Raw genomic sequence first — 6963 nt, 5'->3', positions numbered from 1 at the left:
CCCGGGGGCAACGCCCCCGGGCCCTCCCTCCCTCGCATGGGGTCAGTCGCGTTCGATGAGGTGGCCGACGACCGTGGGGCCGAGCATGACGGCGAAGCCGGAGCCGTCGCGGCGCGGGTCTGCCGGGGGCAGCTCCACCGGGTCGCCGGTCGCGGTCGCGCCGACCGGCCGGGGGCCGACCCAGGCGACCACCAGGTCCGTCTCACCCTTGAGGAACCGCTGCGCGCGCACGCCGCCGGTGGCCCGCCCCTTCGCCGGGTACGCCCCGAACGGCGTCACCTTGACCGTCGCGCCGGTGGAGGTGACCACCATCGGCTCCCCGTGCCCGGGGTCGTCGGTGCGGACCGCCCCGAACCAGACCACCCGCGCCCCGTCGGGCACGTTGACCCCGGCCATGCCGCCGCCCTTGAGCCCCTGCGGGCGGACCAGCGTGGCGGCGAAGCGCAGCAGCGACGCCTCGGAGGTGATGAAGGTCAGCGCCTCCTGGCCGTCGGTGAGCCAGGTCGCCCCGACCACCTCGTCACCCTCGCGCAGGCCGATCACCTCGAACTCGTCCGAGCGGACGGGCCACTCCGGCGCGCACACCTTGACCACGCCCTGCCGGGTGCCGAGCGCCAGGCCCGGTGAGCCCTGCGCGGTCGCCCCGAGCGGGGCCAGCCCGACCACCGTCTCGCCGGCCTCCAGCGGCACCAGCTCGGCGGCGGACATGCCTCCGCGCAGCGAGACCGTGCCGGCCTGTTCCGGCAGCACCGGCAGCGGCAGCACGTCGATCTTGAAAGCCCGGCCGGCGCTGGTCACCAGGAGCACCCGGCCCCGGGCCGTGGTGTGCACGACGGCGCGTACCGTGTCGTGCTTGACCCGGCCGTTGCGCCGACGCCCCTCGGCGGCCTCCTCCGACTCCGCCGCGGTCCGGGCGACCAGCCCGGTCGCGGAGAGGATCACCTGGCAGGGGTCGTCGGCCACCTCCAGGGGGCCGGCCGGCACCGACGCCGCCAGCACCTCCTTGAGGTCGCCGTCGACCAGGGTGGTGCGCCGCGGCACGGCGAACTGCTTCACCACCGAGGCCAGCTCGTCGGAGACGACCTTCTTGAGCACCTTGTCGTCGTCGAGGATCTTCGACAGCTCGGCGATCTCGCCGCGCAGCTTCTCCTGCTCGGCCTCCAGCTCGATCCGGTCGTACTTCGTCAGCCGGCGCAGCGGAGTGTCCAGGATGTAGGTGGCCTGGATCTCGGAGAGCTTGAACTTCTGCATCAGGCCGTCCTTGGCCGCCTGCGCGTCCTCGCTGGCCCGGATCAGCTTGACCACCTTGTCGATGTCGAGCAGGGCGATCAGCAGACCGTCGACCAGGTGCAGCCGCTCCTCGCGCTTGCGCCTGCGGTACGCGCTGCGCCGGGTGACGACCTCGTAGCGGTGGGCCAGGAAGACCTCCAGCAGCGCCTTCAGCCCCAGGGTGCGCGGCTGGCCGTCGACCAGCACCAGGTTGTTGACGCCGAACGACTGCTCCAGCGGGGTGAGCCGGTAGAGGTCGGCCAGCAGCGCCTGCGGGTTGACCCCGACCTTGCACTCGATGACCAGCCGGGTGCCGCTCTCCCGGTCGGTGAGGTCCTTGACGTCGGCGATGCCGGTCAGCCGCTTGGTCTTGGTGACCTCGTTGGTGATCGCCGCGATGACCTTCTCGGCACCGACCCCGTACGGCAGCTCGACGACCGTGATCGCCTGCCGACCGCGGCTGCCCTCCAGCGGGCCGATCTCGACCCGGCCGCGCATCCGGACCACGCCGCGCCCGGTCTCGTACGCCCGGCGCACCTCGTCCAGGCCCAGCAGCAGACCGCCGGTGGGCAGGTCCGGGCCGGGGACGAACTCCATCAGCTTGTCGAGGTCGGCGTCCGGGTGGTTGATCAGCCAGCGGGCGGCCGAGACCACCTCGCCGAGGTTGTGCGGGATCATGTTGGTCGCCATCCCGACCGCGATCCCGGACGCGCCGTTGACCAGCAGGTTGGGGAAGGCGGCCGGCAGCACGGTGGGCTGGGTCAGCGAGCCGTCGTAGTTGGGCTCGACGTCGACGGTGTCCTCGCCCAGCTCGCCGACGAGCAGCATCGCCTCACGGGAGAGCCGCGCCTCGGTGTAGCGCGCCGCGGCGGGGCCGTCGTCGGGGGAGCCGAAGTTGCCGTGCCCGTCGATCAGCGGCACGTTCAGCGAGAAGTCCTGGGCCAGCCGGACCATCGCGTCGTAGATCGCGGTATCGCCGTGCGGGTGGTACTTGCCCATCACGTCGCCGACCACCCGGGCGGACTTCACGTGCCCCCGGTCCGGCCGGTGGCCGGACTCGTGCATGGACCACAGGATGCGCCGGTGCACCGGCTTGAGCCCGTCGCGGGCGTCGGGCAGGGCCCGGGAGTGGATGACCGAGAACGCGTACTCCAGGTAGGAGTCGGAGACCTCGGTGACCAGCGGGTTGTCGAAGACCCGCGCGCCGGCCTGGTCGAAGGCGGAGAGGTCCACCTTGGCGCGGTCTTCCTTGCGGCGTGCCATCGTTCAGCTTCCTTCTCGGCGGTCGGCCAGCGGGCTCATGCGTCGATCGCTTCGCGGTCGACCCGGTCGGAGGAGTCGATGAGCCAGTTACGGCGCGGCTCGACCTTCTCCCCCATCAGCAGTTCGAGGATCCGCTCGGCGGCGTCGACGTCGTCGAGGGTGATCCGGCGGACGGCCCGGGTGGCCGGGTTCATCGTGGTCTCCCACAGCTCGTCGGCGTCCATCTCGCCGAGACCCTTGAAGCGCGGGATCGGGGTGACGATCTGCTTGCCGGCCTTCTCCAGCTTGCGGACCGTCGCCTCCATCTCGGCCTGGGTGTAGGTGTAGACGGTCTGCGGGTTGCGCCCCTTGGTGGTGATCTTGTGCAGGGGCGGCATCGCGGCGAAGAGCCGACCGGCCTCGATCAGCGGCCGCATGTAACGGGCGAAGAGCGTGATGAGCAGGGTACGGATGTGCGCGCCGTCCACGTCGGCGTCCGCCATGATCAGGACGCGGCCGTACCGCAGGGCCGACAGGTCGAAGGTACGCCCCGAGCCGGCGCCGAGCACCTGCACGATCGCGGCGCACTCGGCATTGTCCAGCACCTGCTGCAGGTTGGCCTTCTGCACGTTGAGGATCTTGCCCCGGATCGGCAGCAGCGCCTGGTACTCGGCGGAGCGGGCGAGCCGGCCGGTGCCCAGGGCGCTGTCACCCTCGACGATGAACAGCTCGCTGCGGTCGATGCCGGCCGCGCGGCAGTCGACCAGCTTGGCCGGCATCGACGCGCCCTCCAGCGCGGTCTTGCGCCGGGCCGCGTCCTTCTGCTGCTTCTGGGTCAGCCGGACCCGAGCCGCGTCGACGATCTTCTGCAGGACCGTGCGGGCCTCGGCCTTGGTCCTGCGGTCCTCCAGCCACGCCTTGAGGTGCTGCTCGACCAGGGACTGCATCACCTTGGTGATGCCGGCGGTGGAGAGCTCGTCCTTGGTCTGCGAGGTGAACTGCGGCTCCGGGAGGCGCACGTGCACCACGGCCGTCATGCCCTCCAGGACGTCGTCCAGGGTGGGCGGCTCCTCCTTGGCCTTGAGCAGGCCCCGGGTGTTGCGCACGGCGTCGGCGAGGGTCCGCGCCAGCGCCCGCTCGAAGCCCTTGCGGTGGGTGCCGCCGTGGGCGTTGCGGATGGTGTTGGTGAAGCACTCCACGGTGCGCTCGTAGCCGGTGCCCCAGCGGAAGGCCACCTCGACCTCGGCGCGGCGCTGCACGTTGGACTGCATCACGCCGTTGGCGTCGGCGGCGTTCTCCCGGTAGGTGCCCTCGCCGGTGACCAGCAGGGTGCCGGAGACCGGCCGGTCGCCGGCCGGTGCCAGGAACTCGACCATGTCGGTGAGGCCGTTGGGGAAGTGGAAGCGCTCCTCGGTGGGCTGCTCACCGGTCTCGTCGCGCAGCCGGTAGTCGACCCCCGGCACGAGGAAGGCGGTGTTGCGCAGCTTCATCCGGACGGCGTCGACGTCGAGCGTCGCGCCGGTCTCGAAGTAGCGGGCGTCGTGCCAGTAGCGGATCGAGGTGCCGGTGCGCTGGCCGCGCTTCATCGCGCCGACGATCTGGAGCCCGGGGCCGGCGGTGAAGGGAGCGTCCGGGCCGTCGCCGTCGAAGATCCCCGGTACGCCGTGCCGGAACGACATGGCGTGCACCTTGCCGCCGCGGCGGACGGTGACGTCGAACCGGCGGGAGAGCGCGTTGACCGCGGAGGCGCCGACGCCATGCAGACCGCCGGAGGTCTTGTAGCCGGAGCCGCCGAACTTGCCGCCGGCGTGCAGCCGGGTGAGCACCAGCTCGACGCCGGAGATGCCGGACTTGGCGTGCACGTCGGTGGGGATGCCCCGGCCGTCGTCGTCGACCCGTACCGACCCGTCGGCGTGCAGCGTCACCTCGACCTTGGTGGCGTGACCGGCGACACCCTCGTCGGTCGAGTTGTCGAGGATCTCGTTGACGAGGTGACCCACGCCACGGCTGTCGGTGGAGCCGATGTACATGCCGGGACGCTTGCGGACGGCGTCCAGGCCCTCGAGGTGGGTGAGGTCGTCGGCCCCGTAGAGGGTCTCAGGCTGTGCGGTCAACTGGTCGTACTCCCAGGTCTCGGCGGTGTGGTGCCGCTCACCGTCTTGATCCGTCCGTCTCGATCTCCACGCGCGGCGCGCCGCAGCGAGCCTAGCCGCACGCCCCGACACATCGGCGCAGCCCCGCTGGAGCCGCCGCGCCCGGGGCCGCCGGTCGTCGGTCATCCGGCAGCAACGCCGGTCCCCGCCGGGGTGTTCCCCGGGGCCGGGCCGCCCGTGCCACGGCTGCCACACGCGTGTGTCGAAGGGTGAACGAAGGCGTTAACACCCATTGACGCCCATCGCGCCCAGGTGATCTGATCGCGGCCACCGGAGGATCTTTCACATTTCCATGAACAGATGGGGGACGCGATGGTCAGGTTCCGTCGTACCGCTCTCGCTGCGACGCTCGCCGTCGCCGTGGCCGCCCTCTCGGCCGCCGTCGGCCTGCCCACCGGCGCCGCGGCGGCACCGCCGACCGCCGCCGTGGCGCTGGGCGACAGCTTCATCAGCGGCGAGGGCGCCGGGGCGTACTCCCCGGTGGTCGACTCCACCGGCGTGGCGCAGTCCTTCCCGGGCTGGTCGGCGCCGAACAGCAACGCCTACTTCTGCCACCGCTCGCCGAACGCCTCGCTGCACCAGGCGGACCTGCCCGGCATCCAGGCCCGGTTCAACCTCGCCTGTTCCGGGGGCCAGCCGTACGACATCGCCGCCGCGTCCGCCTCCCGCGCCAAGGGCCGGCAGGTCGCCGCGCAACTCGACCAGCTCCGCGCGGTCGGGCAGACCCACGACATCGACCTGGTCCTGATCGGGCTCGGCTCCAACAACAGCTCGTTCACCTTCGGCAGCGTCGCCGAGAAGTGCGCCAACCGGTTCATCGCCGACGCCTGGACCGGCTGGTGGGAGTTCTGGGCGTACCTGGGCGGGCCGGTGGAGCAGGAGCCCTGCGACGACGCCGACCTGGCCACCGCCGCCCAGTTCAGCGCCGCGACGGCCGAGACCACCGCGGCCGTACGCCAGATCCTCACCACCCTCGGCGAGATCGACGCCGACGGCCGGCACCGGATCGTGTTCCAGGACTACACCAACCCGCTGCCGCCGGAGCTGGCCTCGGTCTACTGGAGCGAGGACGACCGGGACGACACCCGGGACAAGTTCCGCGCCCTCGGCGCCGAGCGGTACGCGGCCGGCTGCCCGATCCACCGGGGCAGCCTCGCCCCGGGCCACCGCTTCTCCCAGGGCCTCGGCACGCTGGTCAACTCCGTCCGCACCGCCATGGCCGCCGAGTTCCCCGCCGCCGACCTGGTCTACCTCAACGTGCAGCGCGCCTTCGACGGCGCCCGGCTCTGCGAGCAGGCGGGCAGCCCCACCGGCACGCTGGCCACCCCGATCCGTCTGCAGGACGGCCCGTCCGGCGTCTTCGTCACCAGCCTCTCCGGCTACGACAAGCTGGACATCCAGCGGATCGCCAACGCCTGCGGGACGTACTTTCAGACCTGTCAGGAGTCCTGGCACCCGAACGCGGCCGGGCACCGGGTGCTCGGCCGGTGCCTGACCGGCGCGGCCTCGACCGCCTCCCGCGCGGTCTCCTGCGTCCGCGCCCCCGACGGCACGGTCACCGTCGGCTGAGCCCGGCGTACCTTGCGCCCGGCGGCTCTCAGGGCCGGATCGCGGCGCCGAGCACGTGCGGCGACGCCGGCGCCGGCAACCCGCCGGGGGGAAAGCGGAAGCGGTCCAGCCGGACCACGCTGAACCCGGCCGCGACGATCGCCGACACCGTGTCCCGGCCGGTGTGGCAGCCGGCGGTGAACCACGGCCAGCAGGTGGCGTCGGCCACCCGCTGCGCCCGGCGCAGCCCCGGGGTGTCCGCCGCGACGTGCTCGTAGAAGCAGAGCCGCCCGCCCGGACGCAGCACCCGGTACGCCTCCCGCAGCGCGACGGCCTGGTCGGGGACCGAGCAGAGCACCAGCGACATCACCACGGCGTCGGCGCCCGCGTCGGCGACCGGCAGCGCGTCGGCCAGCCCGTCGGTGACCGTCACCGGCACCGGCGCGTGCTCGGCCGCCTCTCGCGCAGCGGCGCGCAGCCAGGGCTCGGGCTCCACCGCGAGCACGGCGTCCACCTCGGGTGGGTAGTGCGCGAACATCCGACCGTTGCCGGCGCCCACCTCGACCACCCGTCCGCGCAGGCCGGCGACCAGCCGGCGCCGGTGCTCGGCGACGCCGGCCCGGTCCATCGCCACGCTCGCCCGCGCGAACAACCTGGCGAAGATCGGGTGGGAGACCCGGGAGTTCGACATCGGCGCTCCGTATCGACGTGAACCACTCCTCCTGCACGCTACCGCCCACCCGCACCCCAC

Annotated in this window: 4 protein-coding genes; 1 reads left to right on the top strand and 3 read right to left on the bottom strand. The window is 72.5% G+C overall.

Annotated features, from left to right (window positions below):
• Window positions 1-42 precede the first annotated feature (42 nt).
• The gene (locus tag ACSNN7_RS28325; protein WP_436684110.1) at window positions 43-2532 is read right to left on the bottom strand and encodes a DNA gyrase/topoisomerase IV subunit A; all 2490 of its coding nucleotides are present in this window, start codon (window positions 2530-2532) and stop codon (window positions 43-45) included.
• Window positions 2533-2567: 35 nt separating this feature from the next.
• Window positions 2568-4625, bottom strand: a complete 2058-nt coding sequence (locus tag ACSNN7_RS28320) for a DNA gyrase/topoisomerase IV subunit B (RefSeq protein ID WP_436684109.1) — start codon at window positions 4623-4625, stop codon at window positions 2568-2570.
• 351 nt (window positions 4626-4976) lie between these two features.
• On the opposite strand from ACSNN7_RS28320, the gene ACSNN7_RS28315 reads away from it, so the two are divergent.
• A complete protein-coding gene (locus tag ACSNN7_RS28315; protein WP_436684111.1) occupies window positions 4977-6233 on the top strand; it encodes a hypothetical protein in 1257 nt (418 codons plus the stop codon).
• A gap of 28 nt (window positions 6234-6261) precedes the next feature.
• Here ACSNN7_RS28315 and ACSNN7_RS28310 read toward each other — a convergent pair whose 3' ends face one another.
• Window positions 6262-6903 (bottom strand): class I SAM-dependent methyltransferase, encoded by a 642-nt coding sequence (locus ACSNN7_RS28310; protein ID WP_436684108.1) that lies wholly within the window; start codon window positions 6901-6903, stop codon window positions 6262-6264.
• Window positions 6904-6963: the final 60 nt, after the last annotated feature.

Source organism: Micromonospora sp. URMC 105 (genome assembly GCF_051386295.1).
Lineage (GTDB): Bacteria > Actinomycetota > Actinomycetes > Mycobacteriales > Micromonosporaceae > Micromonospora.
Note: the sequence above shows the minus strand (reverse complement) of the source record. Positions and strands in the feature narration are given on the sequence as shown.

Coding starts and splice junctions, on each gene's coding strand:
- ACSNN7_RS28325 (WP_436684110.1), bottom strand. CDS start 2,532: ATGGCACGCCGCAAGGAAGACCGCGCCAAGGTGGACCTCTCCGCCTTC.
- ACSNN7_RS28315 (WP_436684111.1), top strand. CDS start 4,977: ATGGTCAGGTTCCGTCGTACCGCTCTCGCTGCGACGCTCGCCGTCGCC.
- ACSNN7_RS28310 (WP_436684108.1), bottom strand. CDS start 6,903: ATGTCGAACTCCCGGGTCTCCCACCCGATCTTCGCCAGGTTGTTCGCG.